At 34.7% G+C, this 21,234-nt stretch carries 18 protein-coding genes and 1 pseudogene; 8 read left to right on the top strand and 11 right to left on the bottom strand.

Annotated elements, in window-relative coordinates:
• The first annotated feature begins 86 nt into the window (after positions 1-86).
• From bla-A to J3D55_RS09430, 5 genes and pseudogenes are all read left to right on the top strand, one after another.
• Positions 87-965 (top strand): CGA/CIA family class A beta-lactamase, encoded by an 879-nt coding sequence (gene bla-A / locus J3D55_RS09450; RefSeq protein WP_259130594.1) that lies wholly within the window; start codon positions 87-89, stop codon positions 963-965.
• Positions 966-996: 31 nt separating this feature from the next.
• Entirely contained in the window at positions 997-1,410 is a 414-nt protein-coding gene (locus J3D55_RS09445; protein WP_259130593.1) for a hypothetical protein, read from the top strand.
• 23 nt (positions 1,411-1,433) lie between these two features.
• A pseudogene (locus J3D55_RS09440) lies at positions 1,434-2,325 on the top strand (3-hydroxybutyryl-CoA dehydrogenase).
• A gap of 70 nt (positions 2,326-2,395) precedes the next feature.
• Complete coding sequence (locus J3D55_RS09435; protein WP_259130592.1) at positions 2,396-3,715, top strand: hypothetical protein; 1,320 nt, start codon at positions 2,396-2,398, stop codon at positions 3,713-3,715.
• Positions 3,716-3,753: 38 nt separating this feature from the next.
• Complete coding sequence (locus tag J3D55_RS09430) at positions 3,754-3,993, top strand: DUF8828 family protein (protein ID WP_002977986.1); 240 nt, start codon at positions 3,754-3,756, stop codon at positions 3,991-3,993.
• Positions 3,994-4,039: 46 nt separating this feature from the next.
• Here the strand turns inward: J3D55_RS09430 and J3D55_RS09425 are convergent, their stop codons facing one another.
• From J3D55_RS09425 to dnaN, 4 genes are all read right to left on the bottom strand, one after another.
• Positions 4,040-4,447 (bottom strand): META domain-containing protein, encoded by a 408-nt coding sequence (locus J3D55_RS09425; RefSeq protein WP_259130590.1) that lies wholly within the window; start codon positions 4,445-4,447, stop codon positions 4,040-4,042.
• A gap of 110 nt (positions 4,448-4,557) precedes the next feature.
• On the bottom strand, positions 4,558-5,634 hold the full coding sequence (locus tag J3D55_RS09420; RefSeq protein ID WP_259130588.1) for a hypothetical protein: 1,077 nt from the start codon (positions 5,632-5,634) through the stop codon (positions 4,558-4,560).
• Positions 5,635-5,712: 78 nt separating this feature from the next.
• The gene (pheT, locus tag J3D55_RS09415) at positions 5,713-8,115 is read right to left on the bottom strand and encodes a phenylalanine--tRNA ligase subunit beta (RefSeq protein WP_259130586.1); all 2,403 of its coding nucleotides are present in this window, start codon (positions 8,113-8,115) and stop codon (positions 5,713-5,715) included.
• 239 nt (positions 8,116-8,354) lie between these two features.
• Complete coding sequence (dnaN, locus tag J3D55_RS09410) at positions 8,355-9,485, bottom strand: DNA polymerase III subunit beta (RefSeq protein WP_259130585.1); 1,131 nt, start codon at positions 9,483-9,485, stop codon at positions 8,355-8,357.
• A 202-nt stretch (positions 9,486-9,687) separates the two neighbouring features.
• Between dnaN and J3D55_RS09405 the strand changes: the two genes are divergently transcribed.
• From J3D55_RS09405 to J3D55_RS09395, 3 genes are all read left to right on the top strand, one after another.
• Positions 9,688-10,056, top strand: a complete 369-nt coding sequence (locus J3D55_RS09405) for a diacylglycerol kinase family protein (RefSeq protein ID WP_259130583.1) — start codon at positions 9,688-9,690, stop codon at positions 10,054-10,056.
• Between the two features lie 147 nt (positions 10,057-10,203).
• Entirely contained in the window at positions 10,204-10,578 is a 375-nt protein-coding gene (locus J3D55_RS09400) for a hypothetical protein (RefSeq protein WP_259130582.1), read from the top strand.
• Positions 10,579-10,580: 2 nt separating this feature from the next.
• On the top strand, positions 10,581-11,132 hold the full coding sequence (locus J3D55_RS09395; RefSeq protein WP_259130581.1) for a hypothetical protein: 552 nt from the start codon (positions 10,581-10,583) through the stop codon (positions 11,130-11,132).
• Between the two features lie 74 nt (positions 11,133-11,206).
• Here J3D55_RS09395 and J3D55_RS09390 read toward each other — a convergent pair whose 3' ends face one another.
• From J3D55_RS09390 to rny, 7 genes are all read right to left on the bottom strand, one after another.
• The gene (locus J3D55_RS09390) at positions 11,207-11,539 is read right to left on the bottom strand and encodes a gamma-glutamylcyclotransferase family protein (protein WP_259130579.1); all 333 of its coding nucleotides are present in this window, start codon (positions 11,537-11,539) and stop codon (positions 11,207-11,209) included.
• Positions 11,540-11,731: 192 nt separating this feature from the next.
• The gene (locus J3D55_RS09385) at positions 11,732-12,148 is read right to left on the bottom strand and encodes a barstar family protein (RefSeq protein ID WP_259130578.1); all 417 of its coding nucleotides are present in this window, start codon (positions 12,146-12,148) and stop codon (positions 11,732-11,734) included.
• Positions 12,126-15,821 carry a phosphoribosylformylglycinamidine synthase gene (locus tag J3D55_RS09380; RefSeq protein ID WP_259130577.1) on the bottom strand — a complete coding sequence of 1,232 codons (3,696 nt, stop codon included), beginning with the start codon at positions 15,819-15,821 and terminating at the stop codon, positions 12,126-12,128. Before J3D55_RS09380 ends, J3D55_RS09385 begins: the two co-directional genes overlap by 23 nt.
• Positions 15,822-16,053: 232 nt before the next feature.
• Positions 16,054-17,481, bottom strand: a complete 1,428-nt coding sequence (purB, locus tag J3D55_RS09375; protein ID WP_259130575.1) for an adenylosuccinate lyase — start codon at positions 17,479-17,481, stop codon at positions 16,054-16,056.
• 278 nt (positions 17,482-17,759) lie between these two features.
• Positions 17,760-17,951 carry a hypothetical protein gene (locus tag J3D55_RS09370; RefSeq protein ID WP_259130573.1) on the bottom strand — a complete coding sequence of 64 codons (192 nt, stop codon included), beginning with the start codon at positions 17,949-17,951 and terminating at the stop codon, positions 17,760-17,762.
• A 170-nt stretch (positions 17,952-18,121) separates the two neighbouring features.
• Positions 18,122-19,363 (bottom strand): MFS transporter, encoded by a 1,242-nt coding sequence (locus J3D55_RS09365; RefSeq protein WP_310466883.1) that lies wholly within the window; start codon positions 19,361-19,363, stop codon positions 18,122-18,124.
• Between the two features lie 80 nt (positions 19,364-19,443).
• On the bottom strand, positions 19,444-21,015 hold the full coding sequence (gene rny / locus J3D55_RS09360) for a ribonuclease Y (RefSeq protein WP_259130569.1): 1,572 nt from the start codon (positions 21,013-21,015) through the stop codon (positions 19,444-19,446).
• Between the last annotated feature and the right edge of the window lie 219 nt (positions 21,016-21,234).

The raw sequence follows: 21,234 nt of genomic DNA, 5'->3' as shown, positions 1-21,234 counted from the left end.
AATCTTAAATTGCAAATCCCTTTTAGTTTCTAAGAGGGATTTATTTTTTTGACTTTTATTTTAACCAGATCATTCAACAAAATATTATGAAAAAAATCGGACTATTATTTCTTTTGATTTCGGCGTTTACTTTCGCGCAACAATCAGCTTTAGAACAAAAAATCAATTCCATTATTAAAGATAAAAAAGCAACAGTCGGAGTTTCTGTTTTGGGCTTTGAAAATGGCTTTAAATACAATAAAAATGCAGATAAAAAATTGCCGATGCAAAGTGTTTTCAAGTTTCATATTGCAGCAGCGATTTTGGATTATGTGGATAAAGGAAAACTTTCGTTAGACCAGAAAATTTTGCTGGATCAATCGAATTTGCTGGAAAACACGTGGTCTCCTCTTCGAGATAAATATCCAAACGGAGGTGTTGAAGTTCCGTTAAGTGAAATTCTCGAACTTACCGTGGCAAAAAGCGATAACAACGGTTGCGACATCATGCTGAAATTATTGGGCGGAACAAAAACCGTTCAGAAATTCATGGATTCTAAAGGTGTTAAAGGTTTTCAGATTAAATACAATGAAGCGGCAATGCACAAAGACTGGAAAGCTCAATATGAAAATTACAGTACAATGACTGCAGCCGTTGATGTTCTGAAAAAGTTTTATGACAAAAAATTATTGTCAAAAAAATCGACGGATTATTTAATGAAAGTGATGTTGTCAACTTCTACAGGAAAAAATAAATTGGTTGAACAACTTCCAAAAGATACGCCTGTTGCAAGAAAAACGGGATCTTCTGGGAAAAATGATGCAGGTTTAACGGGCGCAGAAAACGAAATTGCCATCGTCACGTTACCAAATGGCAAGCATTATGCAATAGCTGTATTTGTCAGTAACTCAACGGAAACGGATGTTGTGAACTGCAAGATGATTTCGGACATTTCAAAGACGGTCTGGGATTATTTTAATAAGTAAAATTTAAAGCTTAATTTTAAAACCATTAAAAATGAAAAAAATAATAGTAACAATAGCATTATTCAGCTCAGTATTATTCTTTGCTCAAAAAAGTGAAAACTATCTGCAAGTTGGCTATCACAGCATTTGCTGCGGAACTCCATCGGATAAGCCGGTGATGGATTATATAACCCAATTTCAGAAAAAGAATAAAATAAAAAGCTTCGAAACCTACAGACAAAGCGGTTTGGGAAGAGAAGGCGAGTTTAATATCTACATCGGAACCGACGGATTTTCAAAAAAACAGAAAGTTAAATTTATGAAAGGTTTAAGAGCTGCCGTGAATAGTCAAAACAAAATGAGAAAGCCCAACAGAGACGGAAATATAACTTTTGATGAAACCCAAATGGTAAAAAAAGCCGATCTTTCTAACGCAAGAAATTTAACGCTTATCAATAATAAATAATTAAAATTAAATAAGGAAAAATGATTCAAAACATTGTAGTTATCGGAGCAGGAAACCATGGGAAATGGTATTGCACATACTTTCGCACAAAGCGGGTTTAAAGTGAATTTGGTAGATGTATCACAGGAAGCTTTAGACAGAGGTCTGAAAACCATTACTACCAATCTTGACAGAATAATTGCAAAGGGAAACCTTTCGGAAGAACAAAAAGCTGAAACTTTAGGAAATATCACGACTTTTACGGCGCTTCAGGATGCTGTTGGAAACGCTGATCTTATCGTGGAAGCAGCTACAGAAAATCAGGAACTGAAGTTGAAAATCTTCGGTCAGATGGATCAGTTTGCTCCTGAAAACTGTATTTTGGCAACGAATACTTCATCAATTTCTATTACTAAAATTGCAGCCTCTACAAAAAGAGCTGATAAAGTAATCGGAATGCACTTTATGAATCCGGTTCCGATCATGAAACTGGTTGAAATCATCAAAGGCTACTCTACTTCTAAAGAAACTTTTGACTCCATTTACGAAATGAGCAAAACATTAGGAAAAGTGCCTGTAGAAGTGAATGATTACCCTGGTTTTGTGGCCAACAGAATCTTAATGCCGATGATTAACGAATCGATCGAGACGCTTTACAACGGTGTTGCAGGTGTTGAGGAAATCGATACGGTAATGAAATTGGGAATGGCTCATCCGATGGGACCGCTTCAATTGGCAGATTTTATCGGTCTGGATGTTTGTTTAGCGATCTTAAATGTAATGTACGAAGGTTTCAAAAATCCTAAATATGCGCCGAATCCATTGTTGGTAAACATGGTAATGGCAGGAAAATTAGGCGTAAAATCCGGAGAAGGTTTCTACGACTACTCTGATGGCAAAAAAGCAGAAAAAGTTGCTAAAATGTTTTCAAAATAATTTTTAAGTTGAGTTAGAAGTTATAAATTTAGGCTCTAAACCTACAATCTGTAATCTAATAACTTCAACCTTGATAAAATTTAAAGAAAAATATATTCAGATATCATTGGTCATCATTACTTTAGTGATGACCATTTTGCGTTTTTTACTCAATGAAAAAGGACGCACCAATCCGGATTCTATCCGATACATGAGGTTTGCGCACGTTTTTCCGACGATCGATAATACGACTACGCCTTTAGGATATCCTTTAAGCATTAAGTTTTTTACTTTTTTCGGTTTTGATGAATTTTGGGGCAGCAAAGTTGTGGGAATTTCAGCGTTTCTTTTCATTATTTTCTTTACATGGAAAAAGAAGTTTTTCTTTAAAGAATCTATCCTTTTATGTGCCTTATTTAGTTTTCTTTCGATCTTTTCTTATACCATGAGTGAGGCTTTAATCTTGCCTTTTGTCATATTATTTTTATATGTTTCATCATTAATTATTACCGGAAAATTAGAAAAAGGAAAAGCTATTTTTTATCTTTCATTAAGCTTAATAGCATTGTATAACATCAGATACAGTTCGCTTTTTATTATTGGCGGAACCGGACTTTTCGGATTGGTTTTCTGGAAGAGAAAATATTCTAAAACCTTTATCATTTCCGGAATTATTGGTGGTATTTTTGTGGTTTTATATAAATTATTATTCATCGATTATTTTAATGAAAATTATGTAAAAGATGCTTTAACAATAGGTTTATATCCGACTTCGAAATTATTGGTTGAGTTGTTTCAGGGATTATGTACAACGTTTAATCCATTCATTCATATTGCAAATCCGGGTGGAGGAATGATTAATTACGCGATTTACGGAATCGGCTTTTTAAATATTCTTTTAATTATTTATCTTTTTGTGAAATATAAACTATCAGAAACAGAGTTTTTCTTTGTTTTTTTAAGTATTTCAGGTATTATTTGCTCTTATTTTGTACAATATGTTTATCCTGTCAATGCGATAGATTACAGATTGATGGCGCCTTTCAGCCTTCCTATTTGGTTGATTTATTTCAGGAAACTATTCCAACTATTTGGTCTTAAAGTTTATTCAATAGGATTTTTAAGTATTCTGTCGGGAATGCTTTTCACTTGGCTTTCCAAAGGAAACTATCTTGAAAACAGAAAAGAGATGAAACAATTTCTACAATCTGAGAAGCTCGACAAAGTTCCGTTACAGTTTTATCTGGAAACCACAGAAGATCTTGACAAGGTACAAGTCGCTGAGTTGACAAGTACCATAAATCCTGATATTCACCTGACTTTCAAGCCGAAAGATACTTTACAAAAAACTACATTAACAAGGCATAAAGTTTTACAAAAAATTAAGATCGACAAGAACAAATATCAATAATTTTATTATCTTTGATTCAAAGTTAAAACATTAGAAAAATGAAATTACCAAAGTTTTTATTAGCAGATAATTCGGAATTTCCAGAAGATCTATTCGTAGTTCATACAGAATACCCAAGATTTATCTTAAACGTTGAGGAAGAAGAAGTTGAGTGGTTAGATGATTTGGAAGGTGATGATGAAGAAACTATGGCAGACGAGGCTACAAAAGTGGTAGAAGCTGCGTTTAAATGGTGTGATGAAGAGTTGGCTAAGTACGACGAAGAAGAGGAAGATTAATAACACTCTAAACATAAAAAAGGAACTCAATTGAGTTCCTTTTGTTTTATTCAGCTTTATTGAATTTCAATAATAAAAGATTGTCTTTGTACAATTCCAGAACATTTCCGTTCACTACATATTTATTAGCTTTCCCTACCATATCCATAAAGTTTTTTTCCACACTCATATTATCGCAAGCCATTCTCGTAGAACCCATTTGTCCGGCAGCAAAATTACCCGTAGAAGTATCTACTGAAGCTGTCCCGAAGTAATTGTTGCATCCTGCATTTCCGCTTATTTTTTCACCTTCAATATTCAATGTAGGAATTTTCCCTTTCACATTATCGGCCAATGCCCATTTTGTACCTGCAAGAGAAGGCTGTGCTTTACCTACTTTTGAAGCAGAAGAACCCATCGCTCCACAAGAAACCAAAACTACTGCTGTACATACACTTAAAAAAAGATTTTTCATTTTTTTCTTTTTAGTTAAAATCAAATTTACGGAAATTATATTATCTGAACGGTTTTCAGGAGATTTTATTATTATTTAATCGTCATTTTTATGCCTATATTTCATCGATATTATTTAATTTTAATTAAATTTTTCTTCAGCATTTCCACCTCTGAAGGGTCTTTAAGATAGTGTTCTGTTACTCCTGCTTCGGCAAGTTCAAAGTCTTTATTGCTTAAGCTGTATATTTTCTTTTTAAGATTATCATCCAAAATACTCATTCCTATTTTTGTCCTTCTTCCGTTGATTTCGTCAACCATTTTTTTAGCTTTCTTATCTCTTTTTTCGGGCGAAAACCATTCATGTACATAGCAGCAGTCTGCATGTTGCAAAGATTTTTCTATCTGATTAAAGCTTTTATCTTCAGTTTTTTCTGTAATAAATTGATTGATCTCAAAATAAGAAGAGGAATAACTATTTGTTCCATTGTTTACATCCAATAAAAAAGCAGCATAATCGGGAGCAATTTTACCTTTATTCAATCCTTTGATGATTTCTTTGGAAAAATTAATTCTTTGCGGACCGATCGTATTTTTTGCCAACTGATGCGATATAATCAAATAAAATTGATGGAAAAAACTTTTATCATTTGAAGCCAATCCGATGTTGTATTCATTGGGGAAACCTTTTTGTCTGATTAGCTTTAAAAGTTTTGTTGAAATAAGACTGTCGCTTTTCGTAATCTCTTTCTGATATTTTACATTATCACCTCCCGACAATTTCCGGTAATACTGATCGATCGTAAATAATGAATCTAATGTATTTTTATAACCGGAATCTAATTTTACATTACATTTTATGGGCGTTTCCGCTTTATAAAACGAAAAATTTTCATCATAAAACTGAGGTTCAAATTGATATTCAAGACATTTCAAAGCCTGATAACGCAGGAAAGCTTCATCATGGTTTTTCAATTTTAAACTGACTTGCATACTGTTATAGATATCTTTGGCTTGAGGTTCTTTATAGCCCGCAAAAGCCTTTCTATAAAAGGTTTCAGCCGCCTGAAAATCATTTTCTGTGATCTTATTTTCAGCTTTATTGATATCACTAAAATATTGAACAAGCTTTTTATCGGATAATTGATCGGATTGTGAATACAGGGAAATGCTTACTAACAGAAAAGCAAGCGATGCAAATAGTTTCATATTGAGAGGGTTATCGTTTTTATAACAAAAAAACGGGCAAGTGCCCGTTTATATTGTATGTTCAAAAAAATTAAATTTTTATCCTCTCAATTCAGCGTTGAATTCTTTCTGGAAAGATTTAACCAAAGAATCCATTACTGCTGTAATTTCTTTCTCTTCCAATGTTTTTTCTTCATTTAAAAGCTCAAAACTCATGGCATAAGACTTCTTACCTTCAGGAAGATTTTTCCCTTCATAAACATCAAATAAATTGATATTCTTAATGTAAGGAGATTTATTCTTTTTAGCTGTCTGATAAAGATCTTCGTAATTCACACTCTTATCGATCAACAATGCCAAATCTCTTCTGATTTTGTTGAATTTAGGAATATCCTTGAATTTCAGTTCGTTTTTAGAACGCAATTCCTGAGCGTATTCCAACTCGATTTCTGCGTAGAAACAATCCTGATCGATGTCAAAATCTTTCAACATCTGAGGAGCCACTTTTCCGATTCTTACCAAGACTTTTCCGTCTGCTTCATAAGCCAGAGCATCAGAGAATCTCTCGTCAGATAAAGCCATTTCTTTATAATCGATTGCTAATTTCTCTAATATAACTTTAACGTAAGCCTTTAAATTATAGAAACTTGTAGCAGATTTTGGCTGTAACCAGTTTTCTGCAACTTCTCTTCCGGAAACAAGGATCGCCAATTGCTTTCTTTCCTCGTATTTTTCTTTTTTATGATAAATTTTTCCGAATTCGAAGAATTTAATATCCTGATTTTTTCTGTTGATATTATAGATTGCATTTTGTAAAAGCCCTTCTAATAAAGACTTTCTCATGAATGCTAAATCGTTGCTTAAAGGATTTAATAATTTTACAGCATCCGTTTCATCTTTTACAGAAGTTAATGAATTGTTCATCACTTCGTTGAAACCAAGGCTTTGTAAAGTTCTTGCCCAGTTGTTTTCTAATTCATCCTGATCTTGAGCGCTCAATTTTACTGGCGTAAACGAAATCTTTTGTGGAGCATCAATTTTATTGTATCCGTAGATTCTTAAGATCTCTTCAATAACGTCAATTTCTCTCGTTACATCCGCTCTGTAAGCCGGAACAGAGATTTCCAAACCGTTTTGAATTTCATTTAAAACCTGAATTTCCAACGCCTTTAAAATTTCCTTTACTTTCTCTCTGTGAATTTTTGTTCCTAAAATCTGTTCGATTTTTGAGAATCTGATGATCACATAATTGTCTTCGATTTTCTTCGGATATTCTTCCAACAGCTCTCCTACCAACTTCCCTTCAGCCAATTCCTGAATCATTTTAATGGCGTGAGTAATTGCTGTTCTTGTAATATTCGGGTCAACACCTCTTTCGAATCTGAAAGAAGCATCCGTATTCAATCCATGGAATTTCGCTCCTTTTCTTACCGCAACCGGATTGAAATAAGCACTTTCCAGGAAAATAGTTTTTGTTTCTGCAGAAACTCCAGAATTTGCACCACCGAAAACTCCGGCAATACACATCGGGTTATCTTTTCCGTCTTTAATCATGATCTCAGAACCGTTCAAAGTTCTTTCAACACCATCCAAAGTCGTGAATTTTGTTCCTTCTTTTACGGTTCCTACTTTCACAGTTTTGTCTGCAATTTTATCTGCATCAAAAGCGTGAAGCGGCTGTCCGAAACCATGAAGAATATAGTTGGTAATATCTACAACATTATTAATCGGACTTAATCCGATTGCTTTCAATCTGTCTTTCAGCCAAGCCGGAGAATCTGCCACTTTCACATCTTCAATCACCGCTCCGATGTATCTTGGGCAAAGCTCTGCGTCTTCAACCTCTAATTTGAAATCATGAGAACCTTCGTTATTCAAAACAACAGAAGACACTTTTTCAAACTCAGATTTTTGCTTGTTTGTTAAAAGATAAGCGTACAAATCTCTTGCAACACCGTAATGAGACATTGCGTCGGTTCTGTTTGGCGTTAATCCGATTTCCAAAACCTCATCGTTAGTCAGCTCAAAATAATCAGCGAAATTTTTTCCAACCTCATACTTTTCTTCATCCAAAACCATGATTCCGCCGTGATCATCACTTAGACCAAGCTCATCTTCAGCGCAAATCATCCCCTGAGAAATCTCACTTCTGATTTTTGCTTCTTTGATTTCAAAAAAGTTTCCGGTTTTATCATAGATTTTAGTTCCAACAACAGCTACAGGAACAGTTTGTCCGGCTTCTACATTGGGAGCTCCACAAACGATGTTCAATACCTTTCCGTTTCCTACATCTACCGTTGTTTTTTTCAATTTGTCTGCATTCGGATGTTTTTCGCAAGTCAAAACCTTACCTACAACAATTCCTTCCAGGCTGCCCTTTATGCTTTCAAATTTTTCTATCCCTTCAACCTCAAGACCTATATCTGTAAGAAACTCACCGATTCTTTCAGTTTTTAATTCTGTTTTGATATAGTCTTTAAGCCAGTTGTTTGATATTTTCATTTAATCTATTTTGAAAATTTTACTTGAATTTTTCGCGCTACAAATGTCGTGTTTTTTTGAGAAATACAGAAATTTTTAACTCTCTTAAAACAAATAGTTTTATTAAAATCTTTTTCTTGGATTGAGTGGATTTTTCTCCCCTCCGATTTCACAGATGAAGCTGCAAAAGAATTTTTAATGAAAAGCAAAAGAGATTTTGAAAAATCAAAACCTCTTTACTATATTTATCTAAATTAATATTACAATCCTATTACAGGCATTGATAACATTAAGATATTTTCGTTTTCTTCAAGACCATCAAGAGGTTCAATAATTCCCGGTCTGTTTGGCTGAGACATTTTCATTGTGATATCGTCTGACCCAAGAATTGTCAACATTTCCGTTAAGAATTTAGAGCTAAACCCGATGTTGATGTCTTCTCCGTTATAGTCACAAGGAATCTGCATGTCTGCTTTGTTTGCATATTCCGTATCTTCCGCATGAAGGTGAAGAATATTTGCAGACAGCTTAAATCGTACTTGATTAGTAGATTTATTAGACATGATAGAAGCTCTTTTAATTGCTCCTAATAAAAGATTCCTGTTGATTGTCAATACATTCGGGTTTTCCTTAGGGATTACCGCTGTATAGTTTGGATATTTTCCGTCGATCAATCTACAGATCCAGATATGTTTACCAAAAGTAAATTTAGCCATATTCTCGTTGAAGTCGATCTTAACGTCTTCATTTGAACTTGCTAAAATATTTTTGAAAATATTCAAAGGTTTTTTAGGCATGATGAATTCCATCGGTTCGGCGTTCATCAAATCCATTCTTTTGTACACCACCAATCTGTGAGAATCTGTAGAAACAAAGTTGGTTTCATTTTCTCCAAACTGGAACAAAACTCCTGTCATTACCGGACGAAGAGAATCGTTACTTGTTGCAAAAAGCGTATTGGTAAGAGCTTCAGATAAAACTCCTGCAGGCATTGTAACACTTTGAGAAGCGTCAAATTCCGGCAAATCCGGATAATCATCTGCGTTGTCTAATGCCACCGCAAAGTTATCTTTTTCATCTAAAATCTCAAGCTGACTTCCCGTTCCTTCCGCATTATCTTTCACCGCCAATGTTAAAGGCTGTTCTCCGTAAGTCTTGATAAAATCCTGAAAAATCTTAGCCGGAACAGCAAATTTCCCTGAATCATCAGACTTCACATCAAGAGTCGTCACAAGAGTCGTCTCCCCATCGGATGCTGTAATGGTAACAATGTTTCCGTCTAATTCAAAAAGATAGTTTTCTAAAATCGGTCTCGATTGAGAGCTTGATATTACGCCACTTACAGTTTGCAAAGCCTTCTGCAGTTCACCACTTGAAATAATAAATTTCATAGATTTAAAAATAAATTTTTACAAATATAATAAATAGTAAATAGATGGAAAAGAATAATCCTGAGAGTTATTAACAAAACGATCAAAAGAATTTTGTAACCACTTCCACTCCATTTTTTCTGACATCCGAAAATATCATAATGGACTAAAGATAGGGATTTTCTTCAAGCAAATAATTATATTTGTAAATAATCTTTTCACAATGCGAAAACCACCCATTCATAAGAGTTTTTTTAATGCTTTCCGAGGTGTTTTCCTGATGATTAAAAGTGAAAGAAATTTTCAGCTTGAGCTTTTGGCGTTTTTTGTTAATCTCTTTCTTATTTTTTATTTAAAACTTTCAACGATTGATACCATTTTAGTTTTAATGGTTTCTTTTGGGGTTTTAAGTGCCGAAATTTTCAATACCGCGATTGAAAAGATCTGTGACATCATTCAACCTGAATTTGATAAAAGGATTGGTTTTATTAAAGATATTGCTGCAGGAGCTGTTATTTTGATGGCGATTTTGTCGGTTGTCGTAGGGATTTTGGTGTATTGGAAATATGTTTCCGAAATATCATTATTCTAAAATTTCCATTCAAAAATTACATTAAATAGAGTTTTTTTTAAGTAAAAAATACCACAAATTCAACATTTATATTTAAAAAATATTTATCACTACATTATGATATAATAATTTTCTATATATTTGTTTTACAATCAACAAATTAATAATATGAAAATCAAATTACTCTATGCCATTTTACTGGCAGGATTCATTTCGTGCACTACCGAATCATCGACAATCAATCCGATGAGCACCACAAAAAGTGAAGAAGTTCTGAATTTTGAAAAATCTATCAAAAGCTTAGAAAGTCCTGAAAACCGCGAGACTCCGGAAGAGATGAAAAACCGAAAATCTCTTGAATTAAGTGACAGACGTAAGGATATCCTTATTCCTTCAGCAATAGAATTAATAAAATCAACGGGAGTAAAAGAAAAAGAAATCTCAAAAACAACTGAAGGAGATCGCGATAAAATCCTAACATGGGCGGTAAAAATCTACAACGCAAAACTTGACCAAATTAATCAAAATTCAAAATTTAAATAATCATGAAAAAAATATTAACCATCATTATTGGCTTAAGTTTAGGAACATTTTCTTTTGCTCAAAACAATCCAGTCACGGGTGAGGAAAATGTACACATTATAAACTTTGATTATAATCACAGCTTAGATCTCCATTATACACTTTTCACGATGGATCCAAATACCTGTTATCCTGATTTCCAGGCTTTAGGTCCTTCGATACCTTTACCTCCTGGAGGAGAGACAAAATATGCAACATATACATCGTCCGATACTTCATCAGGACATCCTTATCCCATTGATTCGTGGTATAATGGAAGCTATCTTTTACCTAACCAAATCCCTCAAAGTATAGCAGATAATCAACGTTGGACTTATATGAAATTTCAACTTAGAGAACCCAATAATCCTAGTCAATCTATACCCGGAATGGGTGGATCTATAGGAATTCATCAGCCTTGTACAGGTATTCCCGATGTGTTGACAGGAAGTGGTACTACAGCGGGAGGTACACCTTACGATTTTGCCGCAAAGGCTTATATGATTGGTGGCGATTTATGGATTTTTGTACAATAAAACTAAAAATTGTGTCTAAAAAAAGAGTCTGTCGACAATTGTTGACAGACTCTTTTTTTTATATGAGATTAAAACTATTTTCTTACATATATAAATCCGGATTTTCCAGACTTAAAAGTTGTTTCAATTCTTTTATAATCATCCACTTCATATTCATCAGCCTGAAGAATTTCTTCGTCAGACACATTAAATAAAATGCCTTCTACTTCATCCTCAATATTTCCTGAAAATACTAAAATCGGATGATATTTTTGATTGCTTTTTCTCAACACTTCAGGATCGGTGATTTCTAACATTTCAAGTTTATAACCTGTAAGAACATTTTTTTCTCCTTGTAAAAGTCTTCCGAAGGTTTCGATCTGAACCTGCTCTTTTTGTAAAGTTCCGTAGGAAAATAAATTGGGCATTGATAGATTGGTTTTTATATAAAATTAATTGAATAATTAAGATTTTAAGAATTACAAGATGCTTCGACAAGCTTAACATGACATGTCAGTTTCCTAATTGATTTAAACCTGTTTTTTATCCCACAGATTTCACGGATTTGCACAGATATTTGTGTTATTTGTGAAAAAATTAGGGCTATTTGTGTTTAAAAATCACTCCAAAGTTAATGTAATATTTTTATGCGATTCTATAATTTCAATTAAAATTTCAAATAAGGTTTGTCCGTTTCCGTCAATTAATTCATCCAGTTTTTGTTGAATTAATTCTACGTTGAAAGGTTTTCCTTGTCTGATTTTATTTTCGTAAAATTCTTTGGTTAAATTAAAGCCTAAATCTTCTTTTGATTTCTGAGAATCTTTCCAAATAATTTCAATTTCTTCATTGTCTTCAAACACCCCAAAACCACCGTACAAAATATCATCGAAGCCATCCAAAGTCCCGACTTTCCAATCTTCATCTTTCATGAAAAGTTGGGAAATTTCTTCATAGAAACCTTCCAGATTTGAAAAATGACTGCCATTAATGACAGTCATTTTCTTTTTATTTTTATTTGAAGTATTCCACTCCATTTTTAAATATATTGTGATAATTCGCAGTTGGAATGTTTTTCATCAACCCTTCTGCAAAACGTTCCGGGTGTCCCATTCTACCGTAGATTTTACCACACGGACTTGTAATTCCTTCAATTCCGAACAATGAATTATTTGGATTGAACGGCATTCCGTGAGCGATGTTTCCATCTAAATCTAAGTATTGCGTTGCAATCTGTCCGTTTTCGTACAACTTCTGAATTTCCTCTTCTGAAGCCATAAAACGACCTTCACCATGAGAAATCGGAATCGTGAACACTTGTCCTTTCATTCCTTTTAACCAAGGCGATTCATCGTTTAATACTTTCACGTTGACCATCTGAGAAATGTGTCTTCTGATCGCATTGTGAGCCAAAGTAGGAGAATTTTCATCTAAATCTTTGATTCTTCCGTAAGGCAACAATCCAGATTTTACCAAAGCCTGGAAACCGTTACAGATTCCGATAATCATTCCGTCTCTGTCCAACAATTCGTGAACGGCATTTTTCATCTTCTCGTTTTTCAACACATTTACGATGAATTTTGCAGAACCATCCGGTTCATCACCCGCAGAGAAACCTCCTGAAAATGCCAAAATCTGAGAAGTTTTAATTTCTTCCACCCACGCATCAATACTTTCATCCAGCAATTGGTGATTGATATTGATTAAAGGCAAACTGCTTACAATTGCACCTTCTTTTGCGAAAGCATTCAGCGTATCATACTCGCAGTTTGTTCCCGGGAAAACCGGAGCGAATACTTTTGGCTGAGCGATTCCGTGTTTTTTAATGATGATATTTCTTGGATTGATCGAGTTTAATTTCTCATCGATTTCAACCGTTATTTTTTCTTTTTCAACTGTCGGGAAAAGATTTTCAAACGTAGAGGTGTTTGCAGATTCGAGTTTCGAGATTCGAGATTCGAGATTGTTTATTTTCAGCATACCAGAATCTTTTACTTCTCCGATCAATTGAAGATTAGTAGAACTTAATTCTTCTTTAGATTCAATAATTAAGCTACCGATATTTTTAGTTAATAAAACGTTTTCATCAACTGTAATTTCAGCACCTAATCTGTTTCCAAAGCTCATTTTTGCTAAAGCAACTGCAACTCCACCTTCTTTAATCGTTTTTACAGAAACGATTTTTCCAGTCTTAATATTTTCAAAAATTAATTCAAAAACTGCTTTTAAAGCATCATAATTTGGAAGTCCGTTTTCCTGAGCGATATGATTGAAGAAATAAACTTTATTTCCTTCGTTTTTAAATTCAGGAGAGATAATCGTTGACTTTTGTCCATTCGCACAAGCGAAAGAAATCAAGGTTGGCGGAACATTCAAATCCTGATACGTTCCACTCATTGAGTCTTTTCCTCCAATTGCAGCCAAACCGAAATTAACTTGTGCATCATAAGCTCCCAAAAGAGAAGCCAAAGGTTTGCCCCATTTTTCCGGATTCTGACCTAATTTCTCAAAATATTCCTGGAAACTGAATCTGATATTTTTATAATCGCCACCCATCGCAACGATTTTAGCAACACTTTCAACGACTGCATAAGAAGCTCCCAGTAAAGAATTCTGCTTAGAAATCTCTGCATCAAATCCCCAACTTGCCAAAGAAACTGTTTCAATATTTTTTGCTCCGATGATCGGTAACGTCTGAACGCTTCCTTCCATCAAAGTCTGCTGATATTTTCCACCTAAAGGCATCGCAACCGTAGTAGCACCGATAGAAGAATCAAACATTTCCAACAAACCTTTTTGAGAAGCAACGTTTTTATCACCTAATATTTTTAAGAAATTCTCTTCATTAAATGATTGAGTTTCTTCTTTAACTTCATTAAGGTGAGTAATTTTAACTTCCTGACTTTTAGAACAACCGTTTGTATCTAAAAATTCTCTTGAAAGATCTACAATTTTATCACCTTTCCAGAACATCTGCATTCTTCCTGAATCTGTCACTTTCGCCACCTCAACAGCTACAATATTTTCAGCTTCACAGAACTTGATGAACTGCTCTTTATCTTTTGGTTCAACCACAACCGCCATTCTTTCCTGAGATTCAGAAATAGCAAGCTCGGTTCCGTTCAAACCTTCATATTTTAAAGGTAAAACATCTAAATTAACTTCCAAAGAATCAGCGATTTCACCGATTGCTACAGAAACACCTCCAGCTCCGAAGTCATTAGATTTTTTAATCAATCTCGTCACTTCAGGATTTCTGAATAATCTCTGGATTTTACGTTCTTCAACGGCATTTCCTTTCTGTACTTCAGAACTCATTGTATGAATCGAAGTTTCGTCCTGTTCTTTTGAACTTCCGCTTGCTCCACCAACACCGTCACGACCCGTTGCACCACCTAAAATGATAATAGAATCACCAGCTTCAGGCTTCTCACGTCTTACCCAATCCACAGGAACAGCTCCGGTAACGAAACCAACTTCCATTCTTTTTGCTTTGTAGCCTTCGTCGTAGATTTCAGAAACCATTGTAGTCGCCAAACCGATTTGGTTACCGTAAGAAGAATATCCGTTTGCCGCCTGTTTTGTGATTGTTTTTTGAGGTAATTTACCCGGTAACGTTTTATCAACAGGTTCTAAAACATCAGCAGCACCCGTTAATCTCATCGCCTGAAAAACGTAAGAACGTCCGGACAAAGGATCTCTGATCGCACCACCTAAACACGTTGAAGCACCACCAAAAGGTTCAATCTCTGTCGGGTGATTGTGGGTTTCATTTTTGAATAATAAATACCACGGCTCTTTTTTACCGTCATATTCAGCTTCGATTTGGATAGTACAAGCGTTGATCTCGTCAGAAACCACCAAGTTATCCAAATTACCTGTTTTATGGAAATATCTTCCGCAAACTGTCGCCAAATCCATTAAAGAAATTGGTTTTAATTCGCGTCCTAAGAATTTTCTTTTTTCAATATAATCATTGAAAATGGTTTCCAATGTATGTTTAAACTGTCCTTCAAACTCAATATTTGACAACTCTGTTTCAAACGTTGTGTGACGACAATGGTCACTCCAATACGTGTCTAAAACCTTAAGTTCAGTTTCTGTAGGATTTCTTTTTTCAGTTTTAAAATATTCCTGAATGAACTTTAAATCATCCAAGCCTAAAGCAAACCCGTGATTGTTAAAGAAATCTTCAAGCTGAGCATCATCAAAATTGATGAAATTTTCGTGAATTAAAACCTTGGAAGGAATTTCATCCGCAGGAAAATCAAAAACTGATAAATCTTTTTGTTGAGATTCTACTTTATTGATTAAAAGGTCTTTTATTTTTGCTAAATCAGCTTCGGAAACACCTTCAAATTCAATCAATTTACCGCTTCTTACTTTAGACTTCTCATTTCCAGTGAGCAAAGCGATACATTGTTGCGCAGAATCTGCACGCTGATCGTATTGTCCCGGCAAAAACTCCATTGCAAAACAGATTCCTTTTGCAGGATCTTCCTCGTGCAAAATATCAGTAACAGGATCTACGAAAGTGCTGTTCACAACCTTTTCGAATTCACCATCATTTAACCCAAAAATATCGTAAACGTTATACACCTTTACGCTTTGGATTGATGGAACAACCGCTTTTACTTCATCAAAAATTTTTGGACTTTCTACATCGAAAATACCTCTTTTTTCTACGAAAATTCTTTTGTTATTAGACATTAGATGTCAGATATTTATTAGATTTATTTTTAATTTTTAATTGAAATTTATTTTAACGACAAACCTTCGCAGCCCGACTTGAGCGGAGCTCTTTTGCCGAAACGAAGTGTAGGCAAAAAGCGGGAGCGGAAGGCGGATAAAGCTGCCATAAAAAAATCAATCACCACAAAACTTTGTCAAAGATTTCAATTTTAACAAAGTAAAAAATGCAGCCGAAAAGACTGCATCTGATTTATACTTTAAGATCAGCCTCCAAACCTATCAGATCTTTGTTGGCATCAATAATGGGCTGAACTTCATTTGCGATGAATTCTTCCGTCTGAATTGGTGCAAAACCGATAAAGTTTTTAGGATCAAGAACTTCTTTTAATTTTGATTTGTCTAATTTCAGAGAATGGTCATTTAGAATTCTTTCGATCAAATCGTTTTCTTTTCCTTCTTCTTTTACCTGTTTAGAAGCTTCCATAGAATGAACTCTGATAATTTCGTGAATTTCCTGACGGTCGCCACCAGCTTTCACTTCTTCCATGATGATGTATTCTGTCGCCATAAATGGAAGTTCTTCCATAATATGTTTGTTGATTCTGTTTGGATACACCACGATTCCGTTCATGATGTTGTTCCAGATTAATAGAATCGCATCAATTGCTAAAAACGCCTGTGGAATTGTTAATCTCTTGTTTGCAGAATCGTCCAATGTCCTTTCAAACCATTGCGTTGAAGCCACCATTGCAGAACTTGTCGTTAAAGACATGACAAATTTTGCTAGTGCTCCGATTCTTTCGCTTCTCATTGGATTACGCTTGTAAGCCATTGCAGATGAACCGATTTGGTTTTTTTCGAACGGTTCTTCAACTTCTTTCAAATTTTGAAGAAGACGTAAATCGTTGGTAAATTTATGTGCAGATTGAGCAATATTTCCTAATAAAGCCACAACTTTTGCATCGATTTTTCTATCGTAAGTTTGTCCGGAAACTCCGAAAACTTTCTCAAAACCGAATCTTTTTGAAAGCTCTTTATCTAAATGTTTTACTTTAGAATAATCGCCGTTGAAAAGCTCTAAGAAACTTGCTGCAGTTCCTGTAGTTCCTTTTACACCACGGAATCTCAATGTTTCTAAGAAGAAATCAAGCTCTTCGATGTCTAAAACTAAACTTTGTAACCAAAGTGTCGCTCTTTTTCCAACTGTGGTTAACTGAGCCGGTTGGAAATGTGTAAATCCTAGAGTTGGTAAATCTTTGTATTGAATAGCAAAATCAGAAAGATTTTTCATTACGTTAACCAACTTTTTCTTAATAATTAAAAGTCCGTCACGGATTTGAATTAAATCTGTATTATCTCCTACAAATGCCGAAGTTGCTCCCAAGTGAATAATTCCTTTTGCAGAAGGCGCCACATCACCATATGCGTGAACGTGAGCCATTACATCATGACGAAATTTTTTCTCATATTCTGCAGCTTTATCATAATCAATATTTTCAGCATTGGCTTTCAACTCAGCGATTTGCTCATCTGTGATGTCAAGACCTAAATCTTTTTCAATTTCAGCAAGGGCAATCCAAAGTTTTCTCCAATTTTGAAATTTGTTATTATGTGAAAAGTTAAATAACATTTCTTCGCTCGAATAGCGCTCTTCCAATGGATTTTTGTAGGAATTCATTCTTTCTTTTACTTTTAGATATGCAAAAATAAGGATTTTCGGTGAGAGATAAAAATCCTGTTTTTAATGATTTTTATAACGTCATATTTTCTTCTTTTTGATATCGTTTTCACAAAAAGCATTTATGACAAAATATATAAGCTTAAATAAAGTTCATTTGCTTTTTTTACAAATCAAGAGATTTTCATGCTTTATAGTAATAACAAAAACCTTCTGATAAATCAAAAGGTTTTTGCGTATTAAATGTGGAAATGTTTATTTCAAGTTGAAATAATTTTTTATACCGCCGACTGATCGCAAGTGTAAACTTGTGGACAAGCCATGTACTGACCGCAATATTTAGGACCTGTAACAGCTCCCGCGCAATCGCATCCGCAAAGTGAAAGATCCGGAGTTCCGCTTACACCTCCCGTAATGTTTTTAAGATCGGCTTTTTTTAATTTTGTAGCATTTTTCAAAAAATTCTGCATGTGATTTGGTTTTGAGATTATAATTTAGTTTTTGTTACATTTCAAAGTTAAACAAATATTAATTATTCAACGCATAATTTAATATTAAATTTCATAATTTGTTTACTATACTGAACTTAGTTACTACTATAACGCAAAGTCTTACTTAAATATTTCTTAAACACTTATAATTATTCTATAAATTCAAGATCTTTATCATGGGTCTCGGAAATGGTAAGAGATGAATAAAATGCTAAACCAAACACGATAATTCCGACAATTGCAGCACTGATAATCACTGAAAAATTAGTCTTAAAAAAATCAAAACCAAAAATCATTACCGGAACCAATCCACGAACCATATTCGGGACAGTTGTCGTTGCTGTATTTCTGATATTTGTCCCGAACTGTTCTGCAGCCAACGTCACGAACATCGCCCAATATCCTGTTCCCAAACCAAGCCAGACGCAGAAAATATAATATTTTGTTTCCGTATTCGTATTTCCGAAAAGCATGATCGCAACGCCAATAATCGTGAAAGCCAACATATAGAAAATCGCCATTTTACGGGATTTTAAGAGATGAGAAATAAATCCGCTGGTAAAATCTCCGACAGAAATACCGACATACGCCCACATAATTGCTTTTCCGGGATTAAGACTTTCGATTCCCATTTCGGGAGCAAACTGATTGGCTAAAACCGCCAAAATCCCGATGCAGTACCAAGTCGGTAATCCGACGGCAATACATTTTAAATATCTTATTAAACGATCTTTATTGGTAAAAAATGAGAGGAAATTTCCTTTTGAAACCGATTGATGTTCAATATTTTTATAAATCCCGGATTCTGCCACACTGATTCTTAAAAATAAAAGTAAAATCCCTAAAATGCCACCGATAATATAGGAAATATTCCAACCTCCCGCTAATTGTACGGTTAATTGAGCGACAACAGCGCCCATTAATCCAAATCCGGCTACAACAGAAGTTCCGATGGCTCTTAGATTCTTCGGTAAACTCTCAGAAACAAGGGTAATTCCTGCTCCGAGTTCTCCGGCAAGACCAATTCCTGCAATGAACCTTAACCCCGCATATTGATACACCAAATGCTCTTTTGGAAAATAGGGTAAAAATCCGCAAGCGATATTTGCCAAAGAATAAACAAGGATCGAACCGAATAAAACAGATAACCGTCCTTTTTTATCTCCGAAAACACCCCAGAAAATCCCGCCAATCAGCAAACCGACCATTTGACAGTTAAGAATAAAAGTTCCGTCGACATCAGGATTTAAGCCTAAAGCCTTCAGACTGGGAATTCTTACAATACCGAACAAAAGCAGGTCGTAGATATCTACAAAGTAGCCTAAAGCAGCAATGACAACGGGAATAGAAAAGATAAGTCTCATTTTTGAGGACAAAGAAAGTTCTTGCATTTTGGATTTTTAAATTTTGCTAAAAATAAAAAACCTTCCAATTTCTTGAAAGGTTTTTATTAAATATCTTTTTTCGATTATTATCTCGCAATATTCACAGCTCTCGTTTCTCTGATTACTGTTACTTTTACTTGTCCAGGATACGTTAATTCGTTCTGGATTTTTTCAGAAATATCATAAGATAGCTGAGAAGCTACTTCGTCATTTACTTTTCCGCTTTCTACCATTACTCTCAATTCTCTACCCGCTTGGATTGCATACGCTGAAGAAACTCCTTCAAAGCTTAATGCTGCAGATTCAAGATCTTTCAATCTTTGGATGTAAGATTCTAACACCTGTCTTCTTGCTCCCGGTCTTGCTCCCGAAATTGCATCGGCAACCTGAATGATCGGAGACAATAATGAAGTCATTTCAACTTCGTCGTGGTGAGCTCCGATTGCATTCACAACCTCTGCGTTTTCACCATATTTTTCTGCCCATTGCATTCCTAATAAAGCGTGAGGAAGTTCAGATTCCTGCTCAGGAACTTTACCGATATCGTGTAATAGACCTGCTCTTTTCGCTAATTTTACGTTTAAACCTAATTCAGCAGCCATTGTTGCAGCGATATTCGCCACTTCTCTTGAGTGCTGTAGTAAGTTTTGTCCGTAAGAAGAACGGTATTTCATTCTACCTACGATTTTAATCAATTCTGGGTGTAAACCGTGGATTCCTAAATCAATGATCGTTCTTTTACCCACTTCAATGATCTCCTCCTCGATTTGTTTTCTTGTTTTTTCTACAACTTCTTCGATTCTTGCAGGGTGAATTCTACCGTCTGTAACCAATCTGTGAAGTGATAATCTTGCGATCTCTCTTCTTACAGGATCGAAACATGAAAGAAGAATAGCTTCCGGAGTATCATCAACAATGATTTCTACACCAGTTATCGCTTCCAAAGCACGGATGTTTCTACCTTCTCTACCGATAATTCTACCTTTTACTTCATCAGATTCAATATTAAATACTGATACTGAGTTTTCAATCGCCTGTTCAGTTCCGATTCTTTGAATGGTTTGAATAACGATTTTTCTCGCTTCACCTTTAGCATTCAACTGAGCTTCTTCCATGATACTCTGAACATGCGCCTGAGCTCTGGTTTTTGCTTCTGCCTTTAAAGATTCTACCAATTCAGCTTTTGCTTCTTCTGCAGAATAATTAGAAATTTTCTCAAGAATCTCAACTTTTTTTGCGGTTGCAACATCTAATTCCTGTTGTTTTCTTTCTAAAATTTCGGTTTTTTTAGAATAATCAGCAATCTGCTTATCTAAATCTTTTTCAAGTTTTCCTGTCTTGCTAAGCTCGTCATTCAACTTGTGTTCTTTGTCTTTCGTTCTTTTTTCAATCTCCTGCATTTTCCTTTCACGAGACTGGATATCTGCATCATGCTGAGATTTCAGTTCCAAGAACTTTTCTTTAGCCTGAAGGTTTTTTTCTTTCTTTATGGATTCGGCTTGTACGTTAGCTTTTTCTATAAGGTTTTCGGCATTCTTTTTTGCATCATCTATAATAAATGTACCCTTGGTATTAAGTGAGCTTTTAGAAAAAAGAATTCCTATCACCGCACCAATTACAAGGCAGATCACGCCGACTATAATGGCTGTTATTGTCATAATCTATATTGAGTTTTAATTGTCTTCATATATTTAAAATAAAAAAACCTACAATAATCCAGTGATTTAGAGTAAACTCCTGATCTCCACGATTTGATCTGATTTCTTCTCTCTGTAATCTGCGCAATGCAGCACGCCATTGAAAAGACTTTCGAACATTAATTGTTTAGTGTTGAGTTTACCTTAATGTGTTAGAATTATTGTAGGCAGTCTTGTGGG

Source organism: Chryseobacterium ginsenosidimutans (assembly GCF_024807225.1).
In the GTDB taxonomy this organism is placed as follows: domain Bacteria; phylum Bacteroidota; class Bacteroidia; order Flavobacteriales; family Weeksellaceae; genus Chryseobacterium; species Chryseobacterium ginsenosidimutans.
The sequence above is the reverse complement of the archived record's forward strand: the minus strand, read 5'-3'. Positions and strand labels throughout refer to the sequence as shown.

Coding starts and splice junctions, on each gene's coding strand:
- J3D55_RS09425 (WP_259130590.1), bottom strand. CDS start 4,447: ATGAAAAATCTTTTTTTAAGTGTATGTACAGCAGTAGTTTTGGTTTCT.
- J3D55_RS09405 (WP_259130583.1), top strand. CDS start 9,688: ATGCGAAAACCACCCATTCATAAGAGTTTTTTTAATGCTTTCCGAGGT.
- bla-A (WP_259130594.1), top strand. CDS start 87: ATGAAAAAAATCGGACTATTATTTCTTTTGATTTCGGCGTTTACTTTC.
- J3D55_RS09395 (WP_259130581.1), top strand. CDS start 10,581: ATGAAAAAAATATTAACCATCATTATTGGCTTAAGTTTAGGAACATTT.
- J3D55_RS09385 (WP_259130578.1), bottom strand. CDS start 12,148: ATGGAGTGGAATACTTCAAATAAAAATAAAAAGAAAATGACTGTCATT.
- purB (WP_259130575.1), bottom strand. CDS start 17,481: ATGAATTCCTACAAAAATCCATTGGAAGAGCGCTATTCGAGCGAAGAA.
- rny (WP_259130569.1), bottom strand. CDS start 21,015: ATGACAATAACAGCCATTATAGTCGGCGTGATCTGCCTTGTAATTGGT.
- J3D55_RS09420 (WP_259130588.1), bottom strand. CDS start 5,634: ATGAAACTATTTGCATCGCTTGCTTTTCTGTTAGTAAGCATTTCCCTG.
- J3D55_RS09370 (WP_259130573.1), bottom strand. CDS start 17,951: ATGCAGAATTTTTTGAAAAATGCTACAAAATTAAAAAAAGCCGATCTT.
- J3D55_RS09445 (WP_259130593.1), top strand. CDS start 997: ATGAAAAAAATAATAGTAACAATAGCATTATTCAGCTCAGTATTATTC.
- dnaN (WP_259130585.1), bottom strand. CDS start 9,485: ATGAAATTTATTATTTCAAGTGGTGAACTGCAGAAGGCTTTGCAAACT.
- J3D55_RS09430 (WP_002977986.1), top strand. CDS start 3,754: ATGAAATTACCAAAGTTTTTATTAGCAGATAATTCGGAATTTCCAGAA.
- J3D55_RS09400 (WP_259130582.1), top strand. CDS start 10,204: ATGAAAATCAAATTACTCTATGCCATTTTACTGGCAGGATTCATTTCG.
- J3D55_RS09390 (WP_259130579.1), bottom strand. CDS start 11,539: ATGCCCAATTTATTTTCCTACGGAACTTTACAAAAAGAGCAGGTTCAG.
- pheT (WP_259130586.1), bottom strand. CDS start 8,115: ATGAAAATATCAAACAACTGGCTTAAAGACTATATCAAAACAGAATTA.
- J3D55_RS09380 (WP_259130577.1), bottom strand. CDS start 15,821: ATGTCTAATAACAAAAGAATTTTCGTAGAAAAAAGAGGTATTTTCGAT.
- J3D55_RS09365 (WP_310466883.1), bottom strand. CDS start 19,363: ATGCAAGAACTTTCTTTGTCCTCAAAAATGAGACTTATCTTTTCTATT.